General features: G+C 59.2%; 19 protein-coding genes. 8 read left to right on the top strand and 11 right to left on the bottom strand.

The features are described 5' to 3' along the window. Nucleotide 1 precedes the first annotated feature (1 nt). Nucleotides 2–1,051, bottom strand: coding sequence for a galactokinase (gene galK / locus PLAV_RS09800; RefSeq protein WP_012110845.1), 1,050 nt, complete (start codon nucleotides 1,049–1,051; stop codon nucleotides 2–4). Beyond that, a complete protein-coding gene (gene galT / locus PLAV_RS09795) occupies nucleotides 1,048–2,079 on the bottom strand; it encodes a galactose-1-phosphate uridylyltransferase (protein WP_012110844.1) in 1,032 nt (343 codons plus the stop codon). Before galT ends, galK begins: the two co-directional genes overlap by 4 nt. A gap of 155 nt (nucleotides 2,080–2,234) precedes the next feature. Between galT and wbaP the strand changes: the two genes are divergently transcribed. Beyond that, nucleotides 2,235–3,800: an undecaprenyl-phosphate galactose phosphotransferase WbaP gene (wbaP, locus tag PLAV_RS09790; RefSeq protein WP_049767755.1), complete on the top strand. Its 1,566-nt coding sequence runs from the start codon at nucleotides 2,235–2,237 to the stop codon at nucleotides 3,798–3,800. A 6-nt stretch (nucleotides 3,801–3,806) separates the two neighbouring features. On the opposite strand, the gene PLAV_RS18915 is transcribed toward wbaP, so the two are convergent. Then, nucleotides 3,807–4,100: a hypothetical protein gene (locus PLAV_RS18915; protein ID WP_012110842.1), complete on the bottom strand. Its 294-nt coding sequence runs from the start codon at nucleotides 4,098–4,100 to the stop codon at nucleotides 3,807–3,809. A gap of 172 nt (nucleotides 4,101–4,272) precedes the next feature. On the opposite strand from PLAV_RS18915, the gene PLAV_RS09780 reads away from it, so the two are divergent. After that, nucleotides 4,273–5,154 carry a metal-dependent hydrolase gene (locus PLAV_RS09780; RefSeq protein ID WP_012110841.1) on the top strand — a complete coding sequence of 294 codons (882 nt, stop codon included), beginning with the start codon at nucleotides 4,273–4,275 and terminating at the stop codon, nucleotides 5,152–5,154. Here PLAV_RS09780 and PLAV_RS09775 read toward each other — a convergent pair. The 3 genes from PLAV_RS09775 to PLAV_RS09765 form a co-directional block, all read right to left on the bottom strand. Then, nucleotides 5,143–5,910, bottom strand: a complete 768-nt coding sequence (locus PLAV_RS09775) for an MBL fold metallo-hydrolase (protein WP_012110840.1) — start codon at nucleotides 5,908–5,910, stop codon at nucleotides 5,143–5,145. The two genes, PLAV_RS09780 and PLAV_RS09775, sit on opposite strands and share 12 nt — an antisense overlap. Before the next feature lie 126 nt (nucleotides 5,911–6,036). After that, nucleotides 6,037–6,624: a bactofilin family protein gene (locus PLAV_RS09770; RefSeq protein WP_041535937.1), complete on the bottom strand. Its 588-nt coding sequence runs from the start codon at nucleotides 6,622–6,624 to the stop codon at nucleotides 6,037–6,039. A gap of 259 nt (nucleotides 6,625–6,883) precedes the next feature. Then, nucleotides 6,884–8,317 carry a mannose-1-phosphate guanylyltransferase/mannose-6-phosphate isomerase gene (locus PLAV_RS09765; RefSeq protein ID WP_012110838.1) on the bottom strand — a complete coding sequence of 478 codons (1,434 nt, stop codon included), beginning with the start codon at nucleotides 8,315–8,317 and terminating at the stop codon, nucleotides 6,884–6,886. A 227-nt stretch (nucleotides 8,318–8,544) separates the two neighbouring features. On the opposite strand from PLAV_RS09765, the gene galU reads away from it, so the two are divergent. After that, entirely contained in the window at nucleotides 8,545–9,432 is an 888-nt protein-coding gene (galU, locus tag PLAV_RS09760) for a UTP--glucose-1-phosphate uridylyltransferase GalU (RefSeq protein WP_012110837.1), read from the top strand. Nucleotides 9,433–9,456: 24 nt separating this feature from the next. On the opposite strand, the gene PLAV_RS09755 is transcribed toward galU, so the two are convergent. The 4 genes from PLAV_RS09755 to PLAV_RS09740 form a co-directional block, all read right to left on the bottom strand. Next, complete coding sequence (locus tag PLAV_RS09755; protein ID WP_012110836.1) at nucleotides 9,457–10,977, bottom strand: undecaprenyl-phosphate glucose phosphotransferase; 1,521 nt, start codon at nucleotides 10,975–10,977, stop codon at nucleotides 9,457–9,459. 289 nt (nucleotides 10,978–11,266) lie between these two features. Continuing rightward, complete coding sequence (gmd, locus tag PLAV_RS09750) at nucleotides 11,267–12,331, bottom strand: GDP-mannose 4,6-dehydratase (protein WP_041535936.1); 1,065 nt, start codon at nucleotides 12,329–12,331, stop codon at nucleotides 11,267–11,269. Between the two features lie 142 nt (nucleotides 12,332–12,473). Then, nucleotides 12,474–13,553: a GDP-mannose 4,6-dehydratase gene (gmd, locus tag PLAV_RS09745; RefSeq protein ID WP_012110834.1), complete on the bottom strand. Its 1,080-nt coding sequence runs from the start codon at nucleotides 13,551–13,553 to the stop codon at nucleotides 12,474–12,476. A gap of 86 nt (nucleotides 13,554–13,639) precedes the next feature. Next, entirely contained in the window at nucleotides 13,640–14,611 is a 972-nt protein-coding gene (locus tag PLAV_RS09740) for an SDR family NAD(P)-dependent oxidoreductase (protein WP_012110833.1), read from the bottom strand. A gap of 149 nt (nucleotides 14,612–14,760) precedes the next feature. On the opposite strand from PLAV_RS09740, the gene PLAV_RS09735 reads away from it, so the two are divergent. Then, complete coding sequence (locus tag PLAV_RS09735) at nucleotides 14,761–16,065, top strand: UDP-glucose dehydrogenase family protein (RefSeq protein ID WP_012110832.1); 1,305 nt, start codon at nucleotides 14,761–14,763, stop codon at nucleotides 16,063–16,065. A gap of 143 nt (nucleotides 16,066–16,208) precedes the next feature. On the opposite strand, the gene PLAV_RS09730 is transcribed toward PLAV_RS09735, so the two are convergent. Further along, nucleotides 16,209–16,739: a class I SAM-dependent methyltransferase gene (locus PLAV_RS09730; protein WP_012110831.1), complete on the bottom strand. Its 531-nt coding sequence runs from the start codon at nucleotides 16,737–16,739 to the stop codon at nucleotides 16,209–16,211. A 221-nt stretch (nucleotides 16,740–16,960) separates the two neighbouring features. Here PLAV_RS09730 and PLAV_RS09725 point away from each other — a divergent pair, with 221 nt between their 5' ends. Genes PLAV_RS09725 through PLAV_RS09710 form a run of 4 tightly spaced genes read left to right on the top strand, consistent with a single transcriptional unit; the run spans nucleotide 16,961 to nucleotide 21,580 of the window. After that, nucleotides 16,961–18,184 (top strand): glycosyltransferase family 4 protein, encoded by a 1,224-nt coding sequence (locus PLAV_RS09725; RefSeq protein ID WP_012110830.1) that lies wholly within the window; start codon nucleotides 16,961–16,963, stop codon nucleotides 18,182–18,184. After that, nucleotides 18,178–19,440, top strand: coding sequence for an O-antigen ligase family protein (locus PLAV_RS09720; RefSeq protein ID WP_012110829.1), 1,263 nt, complete (start codon nucleotides 18,178–18,180; stop codon nucleotides 19,438–19,440). The genes PLAV_RS09725 and PLAV_RS09720 overlap by 7 nt, the downstream gene beginning before the upstream one ends. A gap of 33 nt (nucleotides 19,441–19,473) precedes the next feature. Further along, entirely contained in the window at nucleotides 19,474–20,427 is a 954-nt protein-coding gene (locus tag PLAV_RS09715; protein WP_012110828.1) for a glycosyltransferase family 2 protein, read from the top strand. A gap of 16 nt (nucleotides 20,428–20,443) precedes the next feature. Then, nucleotides 20,444–21,580 carry a glycosyltransferase family 4 protein gene (locus PLAV_RS09710; protein ID WP_012110827.1) on the top strand — a complete coding sequence of 379 codons (1,137 nt, stop codon included), beginning with the start codon at nucleotides 20,444–20,446 and terminating at the stop codon, nucleotides 21,578–21,580. Nucleotide 21,581 lies beyond the last annotated feature (1 nt).

Raw genomic sequence — 21,581 nt, 5'->3', positions numbered from 1 at the left:
CTCACGCCTGCACGAGCCACGCCTTCGGATGAGCGGCCGATACTTTCTTCCACCAGACTTCCCTGCCCGCCGGCAACAGCGCGACAATACATCCGCCAAAACCCGCGCCGGTGAGCCGCGCGCCATAAGCACCGGCTTCGAGCGCATCATCGACAAGACGGTCAAGCACCGGCGTAGAAACCTCGAAATTTTCCGCGAGCGAGCGATGGCTCTCCACCATCAACATGCCGAAGCCGCGCAGGTCGCGCCGCTCAAGCGCCGCCACGGCAGCAGTTACCCTCGTATTCTCGCTGACAACATGACGGGCGCGCTTGAGAAGTCGCACATCGGAGATCCCGGCAAGATCGTCCGGACCCGCATCGCGCAGTGAAACCATGCCAAGGAGCCGCGCCGCTTCTTCCACCGAGCGGCGGCGTTCATTATATTCGCCATCGACGAGCCGGCGTGCCTCGCCGCAATGGACAATGGCGAAATGGAATTCAGGCGGCACTGGCACAAGGCGCGTGCCGTTGCTCCGGCAATCGAGGAGCAACGCCTGACCGGGACGGCCCACGGCACTCGCCATCTGATCGAGGATGCCGCATTGAACGCCGCAATAGACGTTTTCCGCCGACTGCGCGAGCCGCGCCACTTCCATGTCCGGCAGCTTGGCACCTGACAAATCCAGCGCCGCGCGCAAGGTGGCAACCTCTAACGCAGCCGACGAAGAAACGCCCGCCCCTTGCGGGACATCGGAACTCACCAGCACCTCGACCGGCGGAACGGCAAATCCCGCCTGCCGGAGTACCGCAAGCGGCCCCGCGATATAGTCCGTCCAGTCGCCACGCGCGGGCGCGGCAGGATCGAACGGCGCCGTCTCGTCCAGATCGAGGCTGTGGGCGCGAAACGCCGGCGCAGGTGCCATCGCCACTCGTGTCTCGAGCGCGAGCGGCATCGGCAGGCAAAAGCCGCCTGCATAATCCGTATGATCGCCGATGAGATTGACGCGGCCGGGCGCGGAGGCTTCCGCCGCCGCATCGCGATTGAATATCTCCTTGAAGATTTCCCTCATAGGCCGCCTACCGCTCGCAAGCGCTCAGCCGCCAGCTCCGGCGGCACGTCCACCAGAAAGACGCCGGAGCCCTGCTCGACGCCGGCAAGATATTTGAGTTTGTCTCTATCGCGCAGGAAGGGGCGGATTTCTATCGTCATGTGGAAACTGTTCTCGAAGCCACGGGGCGCGGTCTGAACAATGAGGATGTAGGGCATCGGTTTTTCAAACAGCAAGTCGAGCCGGCGCACCGAACGGCGGAGAAGGCGCGCCATTGCTTCGATCTCGGATGGCTGCAGCGACTGGGGACCGGGAACGCGGCGCCGCGGCACGATCCAGGTTTCGTATGGATAGGTCGCGAAGGGCGGCACCAGAGCAAGAGCCTCCGCCTCATCATCGAGCAGAAGCGTGGGGTCGATACCATCGATCAGGCGCGAAATAACCGGCGCTTCCATTTGTGCTTCCGCGGCCCGCGCCGCGCGCGCGGGCAGGAAGGGAAAGGCATAAACCTGCCCGTGCGGATGGTGCAGCGTTACGCCGATTTCCTCGCCCCTGTTTTCAAAAGGAAGGACATAAGGAAACTTCTCGCCGAGCACGGAAATGCGCGCGCCCCAGACTTCGATCAGAAGCGCCAGCCGATCGAGAGAAAAGCTGCCGAGCCCGCCCACGTGATCGTCTGAAAAGACAATGACCTCGCAGCGGCCCGACGCCGGCGCTGTTTCGATGCCCGGCAGCAACGGCGCGACGGATGACGCCGCGAAAGCCGGAAACCGGTTTTCAAAAACCGCGATCTCGAAGGAGCTGAAGGGAATTTCTCCAGGCTTCCCCTCCCTCGCCGGACACAAGGGACAAGCGGCGGCCTGAGGCAGAAATGTGCGCCCCTGCCGCGAGCCGGAATAGGCGACCCATTCACGCTGCAATGGATGCCAGCGCAGATGCGGCGCAACGCCGGGAGGCTCCTCCGGCAGCGTCTCTCCCGGCGGCTCATCATGCAGAACACGGCCATAGAGCAATAGCTCCCGGCCGCCCGGAAGATGGTGTTCTCTCAAGCTGTACAGATCGGCCTCCCCTGATCGCCCACAGCCCCATTATAGCCGCGCTAACCTGAAGTTAACCACGCTCGCAATGACCGAAGCGGGACAGCCCTTTCTGGCGCGCGACTTGCGCTCTCACCGACCAGTTGTCGCATTCGGATACAGGTAGCGTGGGCATCGTGAGCGTACTGGAAAAGCAGATCCCGGCCTTTGAAGCCGCAACCCCCATCCCCGTTTCGGAGGTGGCAGGCTTTGAGGACACCTATCGCGAGGAGACGGGCGCCGGCACGCGGCTCACGCCGCTGGCAGACCGCTTCATGCTGCTGGTCGGCGATCTCGGCGCATTGGCGCTGGCGCAGATCGTTGCCGGATCAATCGCTTTCGGCATCAATGTGCAGGTTTTAAACACGGAATTCGGCGCTTTGGAGGCCGGCGAGCTGACAAGCCGTCTCGTGCGCATCGGCTTTCTGCTGATGCTGCCTGTGCTGTGGTGGGCTGCCAAAGGCCATTATTCGAAGCGCACTCCCTTCTGGGCCGAAGCCAAGGAAATCGTCAAAGGCATCGCGCTGGTCGCGCTGGTCGATGGCTTCCTGCAATACCTGACCAAGGATTACTTCTCCCGCCTCTGGATGCTGCAAGCCTGGCTCTGGGCGCTGGTCTTTATCCCGATGGCACGTATCGCGATGAGACATGTCCTGAAGCGGTACGGGAGCTGGACAGCGCCGGTGCTTCTGATCGGCTCGAAAGAGAACACTCTTGAAGCCGCGCAGGTGCTCGAATCCGAGCCTTATCTTGGCTATGACGTGGCCGGCACGCTCGACCTCGCCGAACTGACCTCGGACCGGAACGCCTCCAATCCGTCGAGCCTGCTCTATCGCGCCGGCGGCCAGCTCTCCGCCGCGCTGAAGCTCGCCTGCGAACGCCACGGCGCGCGTTTCGTCGTGCTCGCGCCCTCGCCCGAGGAAATGGCGAGTCTCGACCACATCCTGCGCGCGCTGCATCGCGCCCGCATCGCCTTCTCGATCATCCCGCCCGTCAAGGGCATCGGCGTGATGGCGCTCGAAGCCGGCAATTTCTTCAGCCACGACCTCGTGATGCTGACACTCGCCGATAATCTGAACCGGCCGATGGCGCGCCTCATGAAGCGCAGCTTCGATCTTGCCGTCGCTTCGCTGGCGCTGGTTCTGCTCGCGCCTTTCTTCTGGACGGTATCGGCCCTGATCCGCCTCGACGGCGGCCCGGCCTTCTTCAGCCACCGCCGCGTGGGAGAGAAGGGGCGCGACTTCATGTGCCGGAAATTCCGCACCATGCATGTCGACGGCGATGCCATTCTGAAGAACGTTCTCGAAAACGATCCTCTGCGTGCGGCCGAATGGGCCCGCGACCAGAAACTGCGCAACGATCCGCGCGTGACGCGCGTCGGCGAATTCCTTCGCAAGACGAGCCTCGACGAGCTGCCGCAGCTCATCAACGTGATCCGCGGCGAAATGAGCCTGGTCGGGCCCCGCCCCGTCACCTATTCCGAAGTGCTGCGCTATGGCGAGGACGCGGAATACTACCTCTCCGCGAAGCCCGGCATTACCGGCCTGTGGCAGGTCAGTGGCCGCAACGACACGACCTATATGCGCCGCGTCGAACTCGACGCGTGGTATGTGAAGAACTGGTCGCTCTGGCAGGACATCGCCATCATGTTCAAGACGTTCCCCGCCGTTCTGCTGCGCCGGGGCGCCTGCTGAAGCCGCCTAGAGACCGGGTTCAAGATCGTTGCCGACGGATGCGCCGCGCTTTGCCGCCCGGCGCATTCGTCTTTTCACCTTCGTCTCCTGCCACCTTCTCCCAACCTTGACGATGACGATACGCCTCCAGCGGCGGCCGCGCGGGTGATCGAGGGTGAGGATGGTAAGGCCGACCGGAATGGCGGCGGGCCCCGGCGGCCCGGGAATGATGCCGAGGATGACGAGGCCGATGCCAGCCCCCAGGCGGCCGGCACGGCTGCGCGGAACGGGAAGCCGGTATTTGCCGATCTTTATCTTCATGTCTAGCGTTCACGCTGGTTCAACGGAGCGGCAGCCCGCGCGGCAGGCCTTGTAGATACGCGATGCATGCGGCAACTCCGTCGCGAGTTTGTAAGATTTTGTGGCGCCCATTGAAGATAAGCCTCCGCTGACAAAGATGTAGGGGAGGAATTCAGCCCCGGAGGAGTGTCCGATGAGCGCCGCGCAACAAGCCGCAACCGCCCCTGTCGCCAGCCAGAGCGGGAGCCGGCTTTCGTTCAAAACCAGGAACCGGCACTTCGCGGCGGGAAACGAGCGCCACTGGTATAATGGCGACCCGGTCATCACCGCCTATTTCAATGCGCTCTCGGCGATGTTTCCCGATGGCGAGCGCTTCTTCTGCGACACGGTGCGAAAGCAGAAACACAAGATCGGCGACCCGAAGCTTCAGGACGAGATAAGGGAATTTCTAGGGCAGGAGGCGATCCATTCCCGCGAGCACCAGTTATATAACGACCGGATCGCGGAGCTGGGCTACCCGATGCGCAAGATTGAAGCGCGCTCCGCCCGCATGCTGGCGCTGGCAAAGAAGGTCCTGCCGCCGCGCGCGCAGCTCGGCCAGACGGTGGCACTGGAGCATTTCACCGCGATCCTCGCCGACCAGTTACTGACGGACCGCGAGATATTCCGCGACCAGGCAACGCCCGAGGAATATGAACTCTGGATGTGGCATGCGGTGGAGGAAACGGAACATAAAGCCGTCGCCTTCGATGTGCTGAAAGCGGTCTCGTCAAAGCCCGCCTTTTATCTGAACCGCGTCCGCGCGCTGCTGATGACCACGCTCTTCTTCAACGCAAATCTCTTCATGCATATTCGCGACCTGCTGAAGACGGACGGGCTGCATTGGAGCCCGCGCGCATGGGGCAGGCTCTTCGCCTATCTTTGGGTGCGTCCCGGCTCGCTGCGAAAGGCAATCCCCGCCTATCTCGACTGGTTCCGCCCGGGCTTCCACCCCTGGGACCATGACAACCGCGACCTCGTCGCGGCGTGGAAGCAGGAGCACAACGAAGCGCAGATCGCTGCTTCAGCCGCGTAGGGCGAGATAGGCGTCGCAGATTTCCACCAGACGGTCGCGCCCGAAGCTTGGGTCATGGCCGCCATGAACCACTCGCACCTTCATGCCGCGCAACCGGCGGATTGTCGCCAGATAGACGGCGATGTCGGAATCGGGAAGTTCATCGAGCAGCGGCCCGTCATAAACGGCATCGCCGGAGAAAAGCGTGCCCGACGCCTCCTCCCAAAGCCCGATCGACCCCGGCGAATGGCCCGGCAGGTGAAACACCGAAAAGCGCCGGTCACCGAGATCGACGGCATCCCCTTCCTCGACGAGGCCCGTGGCATGGGTGGAGACCACACGGTAGGCCGCGAGATCGAAGCCCTTATGAGGTAATGCATCGAGGAGCGGCGCGTCGCCCTCCCCAAGCCCGTAGCCCGACAGGCTTGCCCTAAGCTCCGCCGGAAAACCCGACGCGGTAAGGGCCGCGAACTCCCTGTAGTCCTCCATGCGCGGCGCCTCGAGACGATGCATGAGGCGGATATCGAATTCATGCAGACAGCCGACATGGTCGTAATGGATATGGGTTGCCACCGCGATGAGAGGCTTGTCGATGAGATCGGCTATCTCGTTTCTGAGCGAGGCGACACCCACACCCGTATCGACGAGGAGATCGCGGTCACGTCCCCGCGCAAACCAGATATTGCAACGGATGAGCGGGTGGACATGCGGCTCCCACAGGAGCGTGATGCCATCGCCCATCTCCCTGCGCTCAAACCATCGCCCGGCGATTTTCAATACGCTTTCCTCTTCGCTGCGGGATACCAGCTTCCCTTCCGTCCCGATCCTAGCCGGAAGACAAACGGGTTTCCGCCCGAAAACACCGGGCGCGCAACGGAGATAAACGCGTAAGGGCCCGCTCGCTCAGGCGAAGAACGACCAGATTCCCATGGCCCCGAGGGTCAGGAAGGCGCCGTACCCGTAAGGAAGAAGCTTCCTGATCCTGCGCCGGCTCCAGAACGGTGTCGGCCAGGACGGCGGAAACCCGGACAGGCCAGCTATCGCCTCTTCGCCGCCTTCTTCGTCGCTGACGATATGGATCTCGGCAGCGATGACGGCACCTCTATGCGTGACGAGCTTGGCACATTTCAGTTCCCCGCTGATCCTGCTCGACGAACGGAGGATGACCTCGCCCGAACACATGAGCGTTCCATCGAACGTGCCCGCTATTTCAGCGCGGAGAACGGTTGCCTGCCCTTCGACACGGCCGGTAGCGCCGATCGAAAGTTGCGCCGCCCGCAAATCCGCGTTTATCGCGGCGCCATCGACGAACATGGAGCCTTGCGTGTCGAATGAGCCCTCAAGGATGCTGTTCTCGCCGATCGTTATATCTTCATTGCCCGCCCTCAGAAGACGGACAGGCGCGTCCGCGCGAGCGGGCTGTCTGCTTTCGCCTTTCGGAGAAAGACCGGGCGCCGCTATGGTTGATGCGTTTGAGTTGGTGAGTGTCACTTGTCTCTCCTGTCGTACAAAGCCGTTTGCGACCGGCCGCTCCCTTCTCACAGCGAGTGAGCAACGTGCGGGCAAAGCAAGCTGACTTCGTATTCGGAGAGCCTGATTTTCACCGCCATCGATCGCAGGGAATAACCTGCATCGAAGCGATGTAAAAAAACCTTTCGGTTACCGTAAAACGCAACCGTTACGGACCTAATCTCGCAAGAACAAAAACCGCTTTGGTTCCAATCGACAGCAATATGCAGCGCGGTAGAGACTATTCGGCAGCCGGCTTCTTCACATCGCGCCCATAAACATCGTCAAAGCGGACGATGTCGTCCTCACCCAGATAAGACCCGGACTGAACCTCGATGATGCTGAGCGGTTCGTCGCCGGGGTTGGCGAGACGGTGGGTAGTGCCGACCGGAATATAGACGGACTCATTTTCTTCGAGGACTTTCACGGTTTCCCCGACAGTGACCTGCGCTCGTCCTTTCACCACCACCCAGTGTTCCGCACGGTGATGATGCATCTGCAGTGAAAGGGCCGCTCCCGGATGAACCATCAGATGCTTCACCTGGTGACGCTCGCCCGCATTCAGCGCCTCGTAATAGCCCCATGGCCGGTGAACGCGGTTATGCGCCTTGTGCTCCATCCGTCCGGCAGCAGCGATACGCTCGACCACTTTCTTCACATCCTGCACATGGTCCCGCGAAGCGACGAGAAGAACATCGCCAGTTTCCACGATAACCAGATTGTCGACGCCGATCGTGGCCACAAGGCCCGATTCCGCCCGGATATAAGAGTCGCGCGTATTCACCGCGATAACGTCGCCGGCGAGCACATTGCCGCCCTCATCCTTTTCGCCAATTTCCCACAGCGCCGACCACGAGCCGATATCGCTCCAGCCCATATCGACCGGCACGACGGCGGCCTCCGATGTATGTTCCATCACCGCATAGTCGATGGAGTCGGAGGGACAGGCATTAAATGCCTGGGGATCGAGCCGGAGAAAGTCGAGGTCGAGCACTCCTTTCACCACGGCTTCCGCGGCGCAGGTCGCGATCTCGGGACAATGGGCGCGCATTTCATCCAGAATGCGATCCACACGGAACATGAAAATACCGGCGTTCCAGTCATAGCCGCCTTCGGCGAGATAAGCTTCGGCCTTGGCCCGATCCGGCTTCTCAACGAACCGCTCGACGGCGAAAGCCTCACCGCCTGGAAGCGGCTGTCCCCGCTTCACATATCCGTATCCAGTCTCCGGCGCGGACGGCAGGACGCCGAACGTAACGAGCTTTCCGGCTTCCGCGAGCGCTTCCCCCTGAGCGATTGCGCGACGGAAGGCTGCAACGTCGGCGATGTGATGATCGGCGGGCAGAACAAGCAGGATGCCCTTCGGATCCCGCGCCTGCACAAAGGCGGCAGCAGCAGCGGCAGCCGGTGCCGTGTTCCGGCCTTGGGATTCGAGAATATGCGCGAAGGGCGTGATACCTGCTTCTCTCATCTGCTGCGCGATGATGAAACGATGTTCATCGTTCGAGACGATAATCGGCGCGGAGAAATGCGCATCCTCCACGACACGCAACGCCGTTTCGAGCAGCATGGCGCGCTCGGAAACGAGAGGGAGGAGCTGTTTGGGGTAAAGCGCACGGGACGTCGGCCAAAGCCGCGACCCGACGCCGCCTGACAGAATGACCGGATAGATCATGCGCTCGCCCGTCCCGTTTAAATGAGGCTGCAATCGAACCGCCCGAGGCGCCCCCCGGGCATCAAGGCTTCAGGATAGTGGATTTGCGAGAAAATTTCATCCTGCTTCACCTCTAGGTTAACGCATCCAAGCCTCAGCCGCGTAACTTGCGGGCAGCCGGGATAAATGCGAAACCAGAATCGATGTCGCGAGTTATCTCACGAGAACCTGCCAGGGCACCTTTCAAAATGACCACTTCCCCCCGCAAGATCCGCAAGGTCGTCTTTCCCGTTGCCGGCCTCGGCACCCGCTTTCTGCCGGCGACCAAAGTCATTCCAAAGGAAATGATGACCGTCGTCGACAAGCCGGTCATTCAATATGCCGTGGAAGAGGCGATCGAGGCGGGTATCGAACATTTTGTATTTGTGACAGGACGCGGCAAGGGCGCCATCGAGGATCACTTCGATCTCGCTTACGAACTTGAGGCCACGCTTAAGGCGCGCGGCAAGAAAGCAGAATTCGAAATGCTGCAAGAAAGCCGCCCTGCTGCCGGAACAGCAAGCTTCGTTCGCCAGCAAGAGCCGCTCGGGCTCGGCCATGCAGTATGGTGCGCACGTGACATCATTGGTGATGAGCCGTTTGCTCTCGCCCTCCCCGACATGCTGATCCATGGCGCCCGTGGCTGCTTTGCCCAGATGGTCGATGTTTACGAAGCTCATGGAGGAAATGTGATCGCGGTTGAAGAAGTGCCCCATGAGCACGTCAACCGCTACGGCGTAGTCGCTCTCGCGGAAAACCTCGGTAATGAAACGCATCGGGTTACCGGCATGGTCGAAAAACCGAAAGTTGAGGACGCGCCATCCAACTTGATCATTTCCGGCCGCTACATTCTGCAGCCGGAGGTTTTTTCAAAGCTGGCCGTGCAGAAGCCGGGCGCAGGCGGCGAGATTCAGCTGACGGATGCGATGATTGCGTTGATGGGCGAGCAGGATTTCTTCTCCTACCGCTTCGAAGGCACCACCTATGATTGCGGCGACAAGATCGGCTATCTCGCCGCCAATGTGGCGCTTGCCCTGTCGCGGCCGGATATAGCGCCCAAGTTCCGGCCGGTCCTCGACGAATTGACCCGCAAATAACGTGAACGCACACGCCGCCGAAGCCTAGAAGGCGTTTTTGCCGATGAAGCCGTAGAACGGCGTCATTATGATGATCTTCAGATCAAGCCACACCGACCAGTTTTCGATGTAGTAGAGATCATGCTCGACTCTGCGGCGCATCTTTTCGGGCGTATCGGTTTCGCCTCGATAGCCTTTGACCTGCGCCCAACCCGTCATGCCGGGCTTCACCTTGTGGCGGTTCGCATAACGATCGAGAACTGCCGAGTAGTACTCATTGTGCGCGATGGCATGCGGCCTCGGTCCTACCAGCGACATTTCGCCGATGAGCACGTTGAAAAGCTGCGGCAGCTCATCGAGGCTCGTCTTGCGCAGAAACCGTCCGACACGGGTTACGCGCGGATCGTTACGCGTTGCCTGAACGACGCGGCCACTACCTTCCGCAACATACATTGTCCGGAACTTGTAAAGGTTGAAAACCTCGTGGTTAAACCCGTGGCGCTTCTGCTTGAATATTACCGGCCCCCGGCTGTCGAGCTTTACTGCGGCGGCAACGAGAAGAAGCAGCGGCGCAAAGCCTATCAGCAGCAACGCCGCAAGCACGCGATCCTCAATGCTCTTGATGATGGGAGCCCAGCCATCCATCGGACGCCGCTCCAGCTCGAGCACCGCCAGCCCTTGATAGTTGAGCAATCCCTTGGGCGGAATGCGGAATGCCGCAGCGCTCGGACAAATCCTGATGTCGGTAGGCAACAAGGAAAGCTGTTCCACCAAATTGGCAATTCGCAGCTCACTCGTCAGCGGCATGGCAATCAGAACCTCGTCGATCCTGTGCTTCTGACCGAAAACGATCAAATCCGACAGACCACCGCGCACGGGAACGCGGGGAATCTGGTCCGGTGGCAGGTCGTCAAAGACGCCTATCACGCGAAGGTTCATGGAGGACGTACCGATACCGCGTATGACGCTTTCCGCGATTTCGCCGCTGCCATAAATAACAACGTTCCGCGCGAAGGAGCCGAGGGCCACCAGCCATTGGAGGAAGCGCGAACCGGCAAAATGAAGCGACAGAACAAGTACCGTGGATAGGCCGAACCACGCGACAAACCAGCCGCGGGAATATTGTTCCGAAATTTTCAAGAGATAGCCGATACCAACGAGCAACAAGGCTGTGACGAAGAGGCCTATCAGTATCCGCCTCTTCTGGCCTCGCCCATTGCTCAATGCGTTGAACTGATAAATCCCCTGATACTTCAGCATCGCAACGGCAAGGACCGCGCCCACCCCGCCGATGACCGCGTAGGGGGTTGAATTTCTCGTAAGGTCGAGGAACTGGCCGATATAGGCCCATTTAGCAATCAGAGCGGCGACAAAGATGATGACGCCATCGGCACACATGGTGATATCCGAAATCACCTGCTTGGAGATAAGGGGCTGGTCTTTGAGGAAGTCGCCTGAGGCCGGATAAGCCTCTCTGCTGCTGCGCGCGGCCGCTGCGACGTCACCTGTTACACCCGGTGCGGCGAGGACGATCTCGTCGTCTGTCTGGTCGCCAAACCCTCTCATTGAGCGGTCTCTCCAAGTCGCGGTGTGTACCAACGATAGCGCATAACAGGACCCTTCGCATCCGCACAAAGCATAGTGAGGTTAACGGACGGCGGCAGCTTGCTACTACTACCGCAGCATGGCGGTATCTTGACGGGTTCACCTCGGTCCAATGCCTCGGGGGCCCGCATTTACGACAGGCTTTTGTCACCATAGATCGTGATTGTATCCGCCCCGCATACAAGCTCTTGTGAAAACACAAGCAGTGAACAGGAGTTCCAAAGTGGAGGCAATTAATGGACAGGCCGCGTCAATCGGACGCAACCCTGGCCTCGGCTTCGGACGGAGCAGCCATTCGTTCGATATCCGCCATCACCATTTCCCTCACCAGATTTTCGAAGCCCACTTCCGGGCGCCAGCCCAGTTCGGCTCTTGCCTTGGATGCATCGCCAAGGGTCATGCCGGCATCGGCGGCGCGGAAGAAGGCCGGATCGATTTCGACAAGCACCTGGCCACTCGCGGCATCAACGCCTCGCTCCCTCACTCCCGATCCTTCCCATATGATCCGGCTGCCGATGACCCCGAAAGCGAGCTCTACAAATTCCCTTACCGAATGAGTCTCGCCGGTCGCGAGAACAAAGTCGTCCGGCTTCTCCCGCTGCAGCATCAGCCACATGGCACGAACGTAGTCGCCGGCATGCCCCCAGTCACGGCGCGCATCGAGATTGCCTAAACTCAGAGGGGTTTTCTCCCCTCGTTGGCTCGCCGCAACGGCAAGCGATATCTTGCGCGTTACGAAAGACGGACTTCGATAGGGACTTTCGTGATTGAACAGAATGCCATTCGACGCAAAGACGCCGGTAGCATTGCGAAAATGGACCGCCGCTTCGAATGCAGCCCGCTTGGACGCCGCATAGGGATTGAGAGGATGGAGCGGCGTCTTCTCGTTTTGAGGAACACCCCGCGCATCGCCGAATATTTCCGAGCTGCACGCCTGAAAGAACCTGCTGTGCCGCTCGTGGCCCAATTTCACCAAAATCTCGAGCAGCCGCACGGTGCCCGCTGCATTCACGTCGGTCGTATAGGCTGGATCTTCCAGGCTTGTCTGAACATGCGTCTGCGCGGCGAGATTGTAGATCTCGTTCGGCCGCACTACACGCAACACATTCTCAAGCGTATCGCCGTCCCGCAGGTCACAAACGTGAAGGTGAAGCCGGCCGCGCAACTCCCCGAAACGGGAAAACCTCGCCCGGTCCAGCCGCGCCGGCGCGCGCGCTAGCCCATGGACGATATATCCCTTGCCGAGCAGCAACTCGGCGAGATAGCCGCCATCCTGGCCGGTAATCCCGGTAATCAGCGCAACAGGCGCTTCCACTGGAGCGTTGCTATGTTCAACGAACGCCAAATACTGAACCTATCTGGTTATGAACAGGCGCGACGCCCGCAGGGGAATGCCATGTCCGCTGGCTGCCAGCCCCACAATACCTGAGTTTTACAAAACTCAAGCAGGTTGAAGCTCAGTCATGCCGCCCGATCCGGCTGGCTTCCCTGGCTACCGTCTTGAGATCGGCAGCGACCATTTCGGCCACCAGTTCAGGGAACTGAGTCGTATGCCGCCAGCCGAGTTTCTGATGGGCCTTGCTCGGATCACCCAAAAGAACGTCAACCTCTGTCGGCCGGAAATAGCGCGGGTCGATTCGGACAAGGACTTTACCGTTTACGGCATCCACGCCTGTTTCGTCGGCGCCCTCGCCTTTCCACGCGATATGCCTGCCGACTTCCGCGAACGCCAGTTCAACAAATTCGCGCACGGAATGCGTCTCGCCGGTCGCGAGAACATAATCGTCCGGTTCATCCTGTTGAACGATGCGCCACATCCCCTCGGCATAGTCGCGCGCATGACCCCAGTCGCGCCGCGCATCGATATTGCCGAGATAAAGAACGTCCTGCAGACCAAGCTCAATGGCCGCCACCGCCCGCGTTATCTTGCGCGTCACAAAGGTTTCACCGCGCGTCGGCCCCTCGTGATTGAACAATATGCCGTTGGAGGCATGCATCCCGTAGGCCTCGCGGTAATTCACCGTGGTCCAGAAAGCGTAAAGTTTCGCGACGGCATAGGGGCTGCGGGGATAAAAAGGCGTTCGCTCATTCTGCGGGGTTTCCTGGGCCTTGCCGTAGAGCTCCGAAGTCGATGCCTGGTAGAACCGGACCGTCTCCGACATGCCGAGAATGCGTATCGCCTCCAGCAAGCGCAATGTACCGACTGCATCTGCATTGGCGGTATATTCGGGTGTTTCGAAGCTCACATGGACATGGCTTTGTGCCGCAAGATTGTAGATTTCGTCCGGCTGGGTTTCCTGCACGATACGGATCAGGTTCGTCGCGTCGGTCAGGTCGCCATAGTGCAAAAACAGGCGCACGCTATCGAGATGCGGATCCTGGTAAAGATCGTCGATGCGGCCGGTATTGAAAGATGAAGAGCGGCGCTTCACACCGTGGACAATATAGCCTTTGTCCAACAGCAATCGCGCGAGCCAGGCGCCATCCTGTCCGGTAATGCCCGTTATAAGGGCCCGTTTCGGTCTCGAAGCCGTCACACTCTTTCCCCATCGAAATGCTCGGCCCAAACCCGGCCTCGGAACGAGGGAATTGAGCGTTTTTCCGGCCTCCGCGCAAGTCCTCGCTATATTCTGTAATAGCCCCGATACCAGTCGGCGAAAGCGGCAAGGCCCTCGCGGAGACCCGTCTTGGGAGAGAAGCCGAGATCGCGCTCAATGGCGGTAATATCCGCAAACGTCCGGGGTACGTCGCCAGGCTGCATAGGCTCGTACTGGCGCACCGCCTTCACACCCAGCACTTCCTCCAGAATGTCTATAAAGCGGCCGAGACGTTCGGGCTTATTGTGCCCGATATTGTAAATGCGGTGGGGAGCCCCCTTGCCGGCAGGCGCATGGTCGAGTGCCGCCACCGTCCCGCTTATAATGTCGTCGATATAGGTGAAATCCCGCCACATATCCCCATCGTTGAAGACGCGGATGGGCTTTCCCTTGAGCATGGCCTCGGTAAATATCCAATAGGCCATGTCGGGGCGCCCCCAGGGCCCGTAAACCGTAAAAAATCGCAATCCGGTCTGTTTGATGCCGTAAAGATGAGCATAAGCATGGCTCATCAGTTCATCGGCCTTTTTGGTGGCCGCATAGAGCGAGACGGGATGATCGACGGGATCGGCCTCGCTGAAAGGCACCTTCTCATTGCCGCCGTAAACCGAACTGGACGAGGCGTAGACCAGATGCTCGACAGTTCCGAGACCCCGGCACAGCTCCAGGATTTCAAGATGGCCGGTCAGATTGGACCGCACATAGGCCCGCGGATTTTCAAGGGAATACCGGACACCGGCCTGGGCGGCCAGATGCGCCACCTTGGCAATACGACGCCCGCTGACGGCTTCAGCGAGAGCATCCTTGTCTGAAATATCGGCCCTTACAAAAGAAAACCCGTTGCGGCCGGTTAGCCGTTCGAGCCGTGCAGCCTTGAGAGCCGGGTCGTAATAATCATTAAGATCATCGACGCCAACCACCTCGTCACCCCGGTCGAGAAGATAGTGGCAAAGATAACTGCCGATAAATCCGGCAGCGCCTGTCACTAAAATCGTCATCATGTTCCCTTGGAATGAATAGCCGCCGATCACGAGAGAAGATGGGCCACAAGCGAGGGTGAATGCAACCCAGCCCGCGCGAACGCTTCATTTAAGTTCGCAAAAACGCTATGACGTAACCGGGAGGCAAACTTGAGCAGAGGCGTAGTATGCGAATAGCAATGATTGGATCGGGTTATGTCGGGCTTGTCTCGGGGGCCTGCTTCGCCGACTTTGGCCACACGGTCACGTGTGTCGATAAGGACGAGCGGAAGATCAACGCATTGCTCCAAGGGGAAATTCCGATCTACGAGCCGGGATTGGACGTCCTGGTGAATGGCAACCGCTTCGCAGGCCGCCTCTCCTTCACGACCGACCTTTCCAGCGCCATGAAAGATGTCGATGCTGTCTTCATCGCCGTCGGCACCCCCACACGCCGAGGAGATGGTCACGCCGATCTTTCCTATGTTTATGCGGCAGCTGAGGAAATCGCCGCCCTGCTCTCGCGGTACACGGTTATTGTGACAAAATCCACCGTGCCCGTCGGTACGGCCGACGAAGTTGAAGCGATCATCCGCCGCGTCGCTCCGGAGGCTGACTTTTCGGTTGCCTCCAATCCTGAATTCCTGCGCGAAGGCGCTGCCATCGACGACTTCAAGCGGCCGGACCGGGTTGTGGTTGGCGCCGATGATGAGCGAGCAAGAGAAGTTCTTCGAAAGCTTTACCGCCCGCTCAACCTCAACGAGACGCCGATAATGTTCACAAACCGGCGCACCGCTGAACTTATCAAATATGCGGCCAATGCTTTTCTGGCGACCAAGATCACCTTCATCAACGAAATGGCCGATATTTGCGAAAAAACCGGCGCGAATGTTCAGGATGTCGCGAGAGGCATCGGTCTGGACCGGCGCATCGGATCCAAATTTCTTCATGCCGGACCTGGCTATGGCGGATCCTGCTTTCCAAAGGACACCATGGCGCTCGTTCGCACCGCAGAACAGTACCAGGCACCCACCCGCATCGTCGAAGCGGTCGTGGAAGCCAACGCCGCCCGGAAGAAGCGCATGGTGGACAAGATCGAGAGCGCCTGTGGCGGCTCGGTCAAAGGAAAGACAATCGCCATTCTGGGCCTTGCCTTCAAACCGGAAACGGACGACATGCGGGACGCACCGTCACTCGATATCGTGCCCGGCTTGATTGATCGCGGCGCCACGGTTCAGGCCCACGATCCACAAAGCATCAAGGAAGCAAAGCACCTCTTGCCCGATAGCGTGATCTATTGTGATGACCCTTATTTGACAGCCAAGGACGCAGATGCCGTGGTGATCATCACCGAATGGAACGAATATCGTGCGCTCAATATCGAGCGTCTTGGAAAAGCGCTTCGCCGGCGGGTGATGATCGACCTTCGGAATATCTACAAATCAGAGGAAATCGTTCCCCTCGGATTCGACTATACGAGTGTCGGCCGCTAGCGCGGGGAGAACACGCCGAACCACTGGCTGTTTAACCCCCAGGGCAAGGCGGGGAATGGTGAAAAGCATTCCTCCTGAAGCTTGAACTCTTGCATGAGTTGCGTCCGGAGCTCTCGCCAGTCGAAGCCCTTATGCGACAAATATTACGAACCGTGGTAACGCGGCACCGGTTTGAGGAAAATCGCCCCCCGCACAAGTTCGGAAAAGCTGTATTTCCAGGCTGACTTGCGAATGAACTGCGCATTTATCACCTTGGGGATGAGAACCGGCCCCAGCATGATCGGCACACTTATGATCACACGGCCATCGGCCTTGATGGTGTCCTTGGTGAGTGTCACAAATTTGCCGATGTCTTCCGGCAACAGGTGTTCCAGAACCTCAAAGGCGGTTACCAGATCATAGCGACACCCTCTGGCGTCTTCTTCATGCGTAAAGCGCCTGTACCCCTCGCCTTCCCCCTGCATCAGGGGTTCATAGCCGATGAGATCGGCGGCCGGAGCAAATTCCCGGACGCGGCGTAACATACGTCCATCGCCGCAACCGTAATCGAGCATCACGCCATCGGGCTTCAGATACTTGGCGATAAGCCTATCCGCATTTCCGTAACGCGCCCGATGTGCGAGACGCGCCATTGGATTTGGAGCGTTGTAGGTCTGCCTGTCATACGCAACCATTGCAAATCTCCTGACCGGTCCGCCATCGCGAATGCTTCATTCTGCATTTAAATGAATGCCAATTCCATTCATTAAAAAGTGGCTACCGATGCCGTGGAACAATAACGGCGCTTCCCGCTGCGCCCTAAATTGAACAAGAAAATCGGCTGAATTTCTGTGATACTGAAGCTGTGTCAGCAAAAGAGTACAGTCCGTGGATACCCCGGGGACATGTGGAGCGGATGAGCGAGCCCGTGCCTAAAATTGTTCACGTTATCACCCGTTTCGTTAACGGCGGAGCGGACGAAAATACTCTCCTGACCTGCAATCATCAGGCTGAGGCTGGGTTTGAAGTCTGGCTCCTTTACGGGAACGAGTTCACGAAACGGATGCTCGACCTTCTCGATCCGAGGGTAAACGCCATTGCCGTTCCCTCCTTGGTGAGGGATGCATCTCCCTTCAACGATCTGATCGCGCTTGTGAGCCTCGCGCGACTCTACCGGAAAATCCGTCCGGACATTATCCACACTCACACAAGCAAGGCCGGGTTCGTGGGCCGCCTGGCCGCCTTGGCCGTTCCGAGGGCCGCCGTCGTCCACGGGGTTCATATCCTTCCTTTCACAGACGAACCGTTTCTTAAACGGACAATTTATCTCCTGCTCGAAAAAGTGGCAGCTCTGCGGACACATGCCTTCATCGATGTGAGCGACGGTATGCGGGACCTGTGTCTTGCGAACGGATTGGGCAATGTGACAAATCATTTCGTGGTCCGGAGCGGCATGGATGTCGAACGCTTCCGCCGCGCCGCACCGGCAAACGACATTGCCACGCTGCGCCATGAAACGCCGGGTGCAGTGGTAATAGGCTATGTGGCGGTTCTCGAGCGCCGAAAGCGTCACAGGGAGCTTCTGCAAACTTTGCTGCCCTTGCTCGGCCGCCATAAGAGCGCACTGCTCGTCATGGCCGGTGACGGCCCCGAACGCCCCCTTCTCCAGAAAATGATCGACGAGGCGGCACTTGCAGCCCGTGTGCGGATTCTCGGATTTCGGAATGATGTGGAGAGCGTCCTCGCGGCTTGCGACATTTGTGTCTTCACCTCCCAGCGGGAAGGCTTGCCGCGCTCCATCGTTCAATACGGTCTCGCCGGAAAGCCCATCGTCGTCACGCGCCTTCCTGGCATCGAAGCGGTGGTAAGGCACGGAGAGAATGGATACGTAGTTGCCTCCGATGATTTCTCCGGCTTCGCATCGTCAATCGAGAAGCTGCTCGAGAACCCGGACCTTCGGGCGCGCTTTTCACAGGCAAGCGCCGATGCCGATCTGTCTCCCTGGGACGCACGGGTGATGGGCGAAAAAATTCATGAAGTGTACGCTCAGCTTTTCTCGGACCGGGGCGGCCGGCCGCGCGGACAGCGAGCATGGCCGCTCTCGGCGGAACGTCAAAATTCAGATGTGGCCGAATGCTGAATTTTCTTATTCCGGTTAGCGCCGTAACACTTTTTCTCGCCACGAAAATGAGTCTTGGCATTATCCAGCTGAGGCCCTTCGACATTCTCGTCGCCTTTATCCTGCTGCTCGTGGCAATACAGCCCAGGCTGTTCATGAGGGCGAGGCTTGATCTCGGCTTTCTGATCCTCCTCCCTTTCTTTATCGTCCACACGCTTTCCGCGTTCGGGTATTACACCGGTAACGGAATACGCGAGTTGTTCCAGGTAACGCTGATCCTTGGCTTTGCATTCGTCTTGAACGCGGTGGGCGATCGCCTCGACTACAAGCTCATGGGGAAAATACTCCTCATCGGCCTGATCGGCGTAATGATCTACAATATCGGCTGGCACATTTCGCAAGGGCAATGGTCCGGCTGGAAACGCCTCAACGATCCCAAGGCGGCTTTTACCTTCCTGCCCATGTTGTTGTCGGTTTTCATTCTGTTCGCGCCCGACGCCCGCCGACGCCTTTACTGGGCGTTGTGGATTGTAGTCGGCATTGCCGTATTCCTTTCGGGCGAACGCAAGGCGCTACTCGCGTTCGGCATCATTACCGTTGCACTTCTCAGCCGTGGCCGCTTCGTGGCTGCCATTCCCGTGTTGGCCGCCGGCATTTTTGCTCTCTCGATTCTCGCGACGCTAGTCGATGACCCCTACATCACCAGGCAGGTAAACACGCTGCTGGAACCCACGACCACGGATATCTCTCTTTCAGCAATGGCAGAGGGACAGATGCCCACATCGTTGAGCAACGCCGCGCGAGAGTTTTCGTTCGAGCAGGTGAAGCGCATGTCTTCCGAAAACCCGCTCTTCGGAATTGGCACCAACGCCTACACGGATATCATGCGAAGAGAGTTCGCTTTTCTTCCGTCTTTTCTCCTGGTCAGCATTCACGGCGAATTTCTACGGATTATCGTAGAGAACGGCATTGTCGGCCTCGCCTTCTACATCCTGATATGGGTAGTCGCGCTTCTGCGAAACTTGAAGGTTGCCCATCATCTCCAGCTGAACCGGCGCATAACGCAAGCGCAGGCGCGCATTCTGCCCATCTTGCTTCTGCTTCCACCGGCCTTCTATGTCGGCTTCGAGGCAACCGGCACGCGCGTCTTCATGGCAACGATTCTTGCATCCATGGCCCCCAGCCTGGTCTTTTGGGCCGTCTCGCAGAGAGCAAGGCCCGCCGCAAGCACGAGACGGGTCCAGACCGGCATCGAAGAGAGCACCGCAACGAGTTAGTACGGCATCCGTGTTCGAGCAGGAAAAGGTTGCATGGCCATAACGGTAATCATGACTTGTCACAATGAAGAGCAATTCATTGAACAGGCGATAAGAAGCGTCGTGGATCAGACTGCCTATTCGGAGATCGCCGAAATTATCGTCGTAAATGATGGTTCAAGTGACGGCTCGCAAGCTCTGCTGGAGCAATTGTCCGATGAAATAGACAAGCTGCGGATAATTCCTGCTGACGGCATAGGCCTCCCGGGCGCAAGAAACCTCGCACTGAAGGAAGCCCGGGGAGATCTCATCGCCCTCCTCGACGGTGACGACTACTGGACGCCGGGAAAAACAGCCGCCCAACTGGCCGTTTTGGCAAAGGCGCCCACCGTCGGACTTGTCTATAGCGATTTCTACGATTTCACCCTTCCAGACGCTTCTGATGCGCGTCTTGTTCTTGTTCGCGCATACCAGGCCTCGAACGACAAGTTGCTTGAAGAGTATTTCATTCACGACGCGCCGGTTATTCCCTCCACGGCAATCATCCGGCGGGCGGTATTCGACGATGTCGGTCCGTTCGACGCCGAAATACGCCTCGGTGAAGACACGGAAATGTTTCTTCGCATTGCCGAAAATTGGCGCTTTCAACACGTACCCGGCGGCTTTCTTTACAAACGCCGCCATGGGAAGAACCTGACGGCGAGGCTCGGCGGATTGTTACCCGTCGCGATCCGTCTCACCGAACGGTTTACCGCGCGTAACCCTCGGTTGAAGCCTCTCGCCGCGAAGCGAATGGCACGTCGATATGCTGCGACTGCCAATGATTGCGCGAAGCATGGCGAAAGAAACGAGGCTCTCGGCTATCTGTGGCAGGCCTTTCAGTCGGATCCGCCTTACTGGCGCATCTATGCCTATCTCGCGATATCTCTGCTGCCGGCCTGGATCGGCCCGGCCCTCCGTCAATCCTTCTGGACTGTACGACGCGCCATAAGAGGCCGGACCGCTTGATGAACTGGATTCGCGAATGAACGAAACCACGCCCCGCGGAAGCACACCGGCTTTATGCGTGATCGCGTTCGAATATCCGCCCTTTCCGGGCGGCATTGCGAGCTATGCGCATAATCTGGCGACGGAAGCGTCGGCTTTCACAAAAGTGTCGGTGGTAGCGCCCGTCTATCCGGATACGCACGACACCGATCTCCCTGTCTCTCGGCTGCTGAGCCACCACAAGCTCACGCTGCGTGGCCTGTTTTCGACCCTGCGTCACATCGCCCGGCTGGATCGCAACACACTCAACCATGCGGCGGACATTCGCGCGGCCATAATCTGCCTCGTGGCGCGCATCCTCATGGGCCGCCATTACATAGTGATGGCACATGGCAGCGACGTGGCGAAGTTCGACCGCTGGTCTCCTTCCAAGCTTGTGGCATGGGCCGTCTATTTTGCCGCCGACCGTGTTCTCTCCAATTCCGATTTCACGAAGTCGATTTACGACCGCAATTTTCCGCGCTGCGCGCCCTGTTTCACCGTCCCGCTCGGCGTCGGAGAAGACTGGTTTGTCGAACCGGCAGGCGCCTTCGAACATCCGGACCTCGCAGCAATACCGGAAAGCGCCGAGGTGATCTGCACCGTCGGGCGGCTTGAGCCTCGCAAGGGACATCTCCTGGCGCTTGATGCCATAGCCGAGTATCAGGCCACCCATCCGGAGAAAACGATCAACTATGTTGTCTGCGGCCGCACCGTGGATAAGATTTACGAGCAGGCGATCCGGGACAAGGCGGCGGCTCTCGGCATTGACATGAAGCTCGCTGGCGCCGTCTCTCGCGATGATCTCGGGCGCCTGTACAGGAGAGCATCGATGCAGCTTCTATGCGCTCTGCCGCTGCCTGGAAAGATTGAGGGCTTCGGGCTTGTGCTGCTGGAAGCAGCCGCCCTGGGATGCCCCTCGGTCGCGACGCGCAGCGGCGGCATTTCCGAGGTCGTCGCCGACGGAGAAACCGGCATCCTCGTCGGCTCCGAAACCGCCAAGGCCATCGCCGGCGCGATACATGACCTGAATGCCTTGAAAGAAAAGATTCCGGTGGCTCAACTGTGCCGCGCGCATGCCCGCAAATTCTCCTGGGCCGAAACGGCGCGCCGGACCTACAGCAATCCCGCCTAGA

This window comes from Parvibaculum lavamentivorans DS-1 (genome assembly GCF_000017565.1).
Taxonomy (GTDB): Bacteria; Pseudomonadota; Alphaproteobacteria; order Parvibaculales; family Parvibaculaceae; genus Parvibaculum; species Parvibaculum lavamentivorans.
This window is presented reverse-complemented; position numbering and strand designations above follow the sequence as displayed.

Coding starts and splice junctions, on each gene's coding strand:
- galU (WP_012110837.1), top strand. CDS start 8,545: ATGACCACTTCCCCCCGCAAGATCCGCAAGGTCGTCTTTCCCGTTGCC.
- galK (WP_012110845.1), bottom strand. CDS start 1,051: ATGAGGGAAATCTTCAAGGAGATATTCAATCGCGATGCGGCGGCGGAA.
- PLAV_RS09765 (WP_012110838.1), bottom strand. CDS start 8,317: ATGATCTATCCGGTCATTCTGTCAGGCGGCGTCGGGTCGCGGCTTTGG.
- PLAV_RS09740 (WP_012110833.1), bottom strand. CDS start 14,611: ATGACGATTTTAGTGACAGGCGCTGCCGGATTTATCGGCAGTTATCTT.
- PLAV_RS09735 (WP_012110832.1), top strand. CDS start 14,761: ATGCGAATAGCAATGATTGGATCGGGTTATGTCGGGCTTGTCTCGGGG.
- PLAV_RS09710 (WP_012110827.1), top strand. CDS start 20,444: ATGAACGAAACCACGCCCCGCGGAAGCACACCGGCTTTATGCGTGATC.
- PLAV_RS09730 (WP_012110831.1), bottom strand. CDS start 16,739: ATGGTTGCGTATGACAGGCAGACCTACAACGCTCCAAATCCAATGGCG.
- PLAV_RS09715 (WP_012110828.1), top strand. CDS start 19,474: ATGGCCATAACGGTAATCATGACTTGTCACAATGAAGAGCAATTCATT.
- PLAV_RS09725 (WP_012110830.1), top strand. CDS start 16,961: ATGAGCGAGCCCGTGCCTAAAATTGTTCACGTTATCACCCGTTTCGTT.
- PLAV_RS09755 (WP_012110836.1), bottom strand. CDS start 10,977: ATGAGAGGGTTTGGCGACCAGACAGACGACGAGATCGTCCTCGCCGCA.
- PLAV_RS09780 (WP_012110841.1), top strand. CDS start 4,273: ATGAGCGCCGCGCAACAAGCCGCAACCGCCCCTGTCGCCAGCCAGAGC.
- PLAV_RS18915 (WP_012110842.1), bottom strand. CDS start 4,100: ATGAAGATAAAGATCGGCAAATACCGGCTTCCCGTTCCGCGCAGCCGT.
- PLAV_RS09720 (WP_012110829.1), top strand. CDS start 18,178: ATGCTGAATTTTCTTATTCCGGTTAGCGCCGTAACACTTTTTCTCGCC.